Origin of the sequence: Cellulomonas biazotea (assembly GCF_004306155.1) — a bacterium.
Taxonomy (GTDB): Bacteria; Actinomycetota; Actinomycetes; order Actinomycetales; family Cellulomonadaceae; genus Cellulomonas; species Cellulomonas biazotea.
Window position 1 is genome coordinate 1 of the sequence record NZ_BIMR01000068.1, and the last position, 3,837, is coordinate 3,837.

Annotated in this window: 3 protein-coding genes; 1 reads left to right on the top strand and 2 read right to left on the bottom strand. The window is 72.2% G+C overall.

All coding sequences use genetic code 11. The features are described 5' to 3' along the window. Positions 1–286 (top strand): Rv3235 family protein (locus tag CBZ_RS20770; protein WP_246013089.1); only part of this gene is annotated, 286 nt, incomplete at its 5' end. Positions 287–354: 68 nt separating this feature from the next. Here the strand turns inward: CBZ_RS20770 and secA are convergent. Both secA and CBZ_RS05975 read right to left on the bottom strand, forming a co-directional pair. Continuing rightward, positions 355–3,162 (bottom strand): preprotein translocase subunit SecA, encoded by a 2,808-nt coding sequence (gene secA / locus CBZ_RS05970; RefSeq protein ID WP_130780670.1) that lies wholly within the window; start codon positions 3,160–3,162, stop codon positions 355–357. Positions 3,163–3,165: 3 nt separating this feature from the next. Continuing rightward, positions 3,166–3,837, bottom strand: a 672-nt coding sequence (locus CBZ_RS05975; protein WP_130780671.1) for a DMT family transporter, incomplete at its 5' end; no start/stop codon positions are given.

A 3,837-nucleotide genomic window follows, 5' to 3' on the forward strand; every position in this document is an offset into this window, starting at 1 on the left:
CGTCGAGGTCCTCGGCGGTCGACGGCCGCTCGCCCAGCTCGCTCGCTGGCTCACGCCCGGGGTGTACGACGCGCTGCAGGTCCGCACCGACCTCACCCTGCGGGTCCGGCGCGGTCGCCCGACGACACGGGCGCCGCAGGTCCGCCGCGTCCGCACGTGCGCGGTCGACCCGCACACGCTCGAGGCGAGCGCCGTCGTCGACGACGGCGCGGTCGTGCGGGCGGTCGCGGTGCGACTCGAGTCGCACCGCGGCGCGTGGCGGGCGACGGTCCTGGAGGTCGGCTGACCCCGCTCACGCCGACGGCGACGCGCGGCACGTGCCGCACGTCGCCGTCAGCTCGACGCAGGTGGGTGTCAGCCCTTGCGCTGCTGCCGCTGCGCCCGCCGGCGCGCCTCACGGTTGCCGGAGCCCGCCGCTCCGCCGTCCGACTGGCCGGCGGCGGGGCTGCCGCCGCTGCCGCGGGTCACGGTGCCCGCGTCGCCGTCCACGGACGGCGCGGAGTACTGCAGCGGCACCTGGCGGTCGGGGCCGTCGAGGCCCTTGGCCACGAGGCGACCGGGCGTCGGGCCGTCGGCCACGCTCCGCGGCGCCTCGGTGGTCGCCGTCTGTGCGGCCGAGTCGGCCGTGACGAGCGGCGCGGCCGGCTCGGCGTCGGCCGCCGGGGCGACCTGCACCTCGAGGTTGAAGAGGTACCCGACCGTCTCCTCCTTGATGGCGTCGGTCATCGCGTTGAAGAGCTGGAAGCCCTCGCGCTGGTACTCGACGAGCGGGTCGCGCTGCGCCATGGCACGCAGGCCGATGCCCTCCTTGAGGTAGTCCATCTCGTAGAGGTGCTCACGCCACTTGCGGTCGAGGACGGACAGCGTCACGCGCCGCTCGAGCTGGCGCATGTTCTCGGCGCCGATGGCCGCCTCGCGCTCGGCGTACGCGTGGTCGGCGTCGGACAGGACCTCACGCTCGATGAGCTCGGACGTGAGCCGCGTGACGGCCCCCGCCTGCTCGACGACCTCCTCGGGCGTGATCGTCACGGGGTACACGCCCTTGAGCGCGGTCCACAGGGCGTCGAGGTCCCAGCCCTCGGGACGGCCCTCGACGGTCGCGCCGGTGATGTAGGCCGACAGCACGTCGTTGCGGAAGTGCCGGACCTGCTCCTGCAGGTCCTCCCCCTCCAGGACGCGGCGCCGCTGCTCGTAGATGACCTCGCGCTGGCGGGACATGACGTCGTCGTACTTGAGGACGTTCTTGCGGATCTCGAAGTTGCGGGCCTCGACCTGCGCCTGCGCCGACTGGATGCCGCGCGTCACCATCTTCGACTCGAGCGGCAGGTCCTCGGGGAACCCGGCGCGCGTCATCATCGACTCGGCGAGGCCCGAGTTGAACAGGCGCATGAGGTCGTCCTGCATCGACAGGTAGAACCGGGACTCGCCCGGGTCGCCCTGACGGCCCGACCGGCCGCGGAGCTGGTTGTCGATGCGGCGGGACTCGTGGCGCTCGGTGCCGAGCACGTACAGGCCACCGAGCTCGACGACCTCGTCGTGCTCGGCCGCGACGGCGCCCTTGGCCTTCTCGAGCGCACCCGGCCAGGCGGCCTCGTACTCGTCGGCGTTCTCGGCCGGGTCGAGACCGCGGGACGCGAGGTCCGCGACGGCCATGAACTCGGCGTTGCCGCCGAGCATGATGTCGGTGCCGCGCCCGGCCATGTTGGTCGCGACGGTCACGGCGCCCTTGCGGCCGGCCTGGGCGACGATCGCCGCCTCGCGCGCGTGCTGCTTGGCGTTGAGCACCTCGTGCGGGACGCCCTGCTTCTTGAGCTTCGAGGACAGCAGCTCGCTCTTCTCGACGCTCGTCGTGCCGACCAGGACCGGCTGGCCCTTCGCGTGCCGCTCGACGATGTCCGCGACGACGGCGTCGAACTTCCCGTCCTCGCCCTTGTAGACGAAGTCCTTCTGGTCGATGCGCTGCATCGGCCGGTTCGTCGGGATGGGCACGACGCCGAGCTTGTAGGTGCCCTGGAACTCGGCAGCCTCGGTCTCGGCGGTACCGGTCATGCCCGCGAGCTTGCCGTAGAGGCGGAAGTAGTTCTGCAGCGTGATCGTGGCGAGAGTCTGGTTCTCCGCCTTGATGTTCACGCCCTCCTTGGCCTCGATGGCCTGGTGCATGCCCTCGTTGTAGCGACGGCCGGGCAGGATGCGGCCCGTGTGCTCGTCGACGATGAGGACCTCGCCGTTCATCACGACGTAGTCCTTGTCGCGCTTGAAGAGCTCCTTGGCCTTGATCGCGTTGTTGAGGAACCCGATGAGCGGCGTGTTGAGCGACTCGTAGAGGTTGTCGATGCCGAGGTAGTCCTCGACGCGCTCGATGCCGGGCTCGAGCACGCCGATCGTGCGCTTCTTCTCGTCGACCTCGTAGTCGCGCTCGGGCTGCAGGCGGCGCACGACCTTCGCGAACTCGGCGTACCAGCGGTTGGTGTCGCCCGACGCCGGGCCGGAGATGATGAGCGGGGTCCGCGCCTCGTCGATGAGGATCGAGTCGACCTCGTCGACGATCGCGAAGTTGTGGCCGCGCTGGACGAGCTCGTCGACGCTCCACGCCATGTTGTCGCGCAGGTAGTCGAAGCCGAACTCGTTGTTCGTCCCGTACGTGATGTCGGCGGCGTACTGCTCGCGACGCTGCGTGGGGTTCTGCGACCCGAGGATGACGCCCGTCGTCAGGCCGAGGAAGCGGTAGACGCGACCCATGAGCTCGGACTGGTACTCGGCCAGGTAGTCGTTGACCGTGACGACGTGCACGCCCTTGCCGGACAGCGCGTTGAGGTACGCGGGCGCGGTCGCGACGAGCGTCTTGCCCTCGCCGGTCTTCATCTCGGCGATGTTGCCGAGGTGCAGCGCGGCGCCGCCCATGAGCTGGACGTCGAAGTGGCGCTGCCCGAGGGTGCGGCGGGCGGCCTCGCGGACCGCGGCGAAGGCCTCGGGGAGCAGGTCGTCGAGCGACTCGCCGTCGTCGAGCCGCGCCCGGAACCGGTCGGTCTCCTCCCGCAGCTCGGCGTCCGAGAGTGCGAGGAAGCTGTCCTCCAGCGCGTTGACCTGCTGGGCGATGCCCGACAGCTTCTTGAGGATCCGACCCTCACCGATGCGCAGGACCTTGTCGACGATCGTGGGCACGCACTACTCCCGACGTGTTCGCGCCCCGGGCACGCGCGGCGTCGGAGCGTCTACTGGCTGACCGGCCGCGTGGCCGGGCCCGACCATCGTAGTCGGCACCGTCGGCGCGCGGGGGCGAAGGACCACCACGGCGGCGGCCAGGAGCACCCCGCCGACCAGGCCGCCCGGACCGAGTCGCTCGTCGCGGAGCACGACCGCGCCGACGGTCGCGGTCAGCGGCTCGAGCAGCGCGAGGAGGCTCGCGGTCGTCGCGGGCACGCTGCGCAGGCCCGTGAAATAGGCCCCGTAGGCGGCCGCGGTCGGGACGACCGCGAGGAACACGAGCAGCCACCAGCCCTCGGCGTGCGTCGGTGCGGTGAGCGGGTCGCCGAGCAGCGGCGCGACCGGGACGAGCAGGATTCCGCCGAGCGTGAACGCGGCCGCGGTCATCGGGACGGGTCTCGCGCCGGGTACCTCGCGGCGCCCCAGCCCGGTCATGCCGGCGAACGACGCGGCCGACACGAGCGCGAGCGCGACACCCACGAGCGGCGCCCGTCCGGTCCCGCCGGACGTCCCGACGAGCGCCACCAGCCCGACCAGGGCGAGGGCCGTCGCGGCGACGGTGCGGCGGGAGGGCGCGCGGCGGGTCGCGACCGCCGTGCCGGCGGCGACGAGGACGGGCGCGCCGCCGAGCGC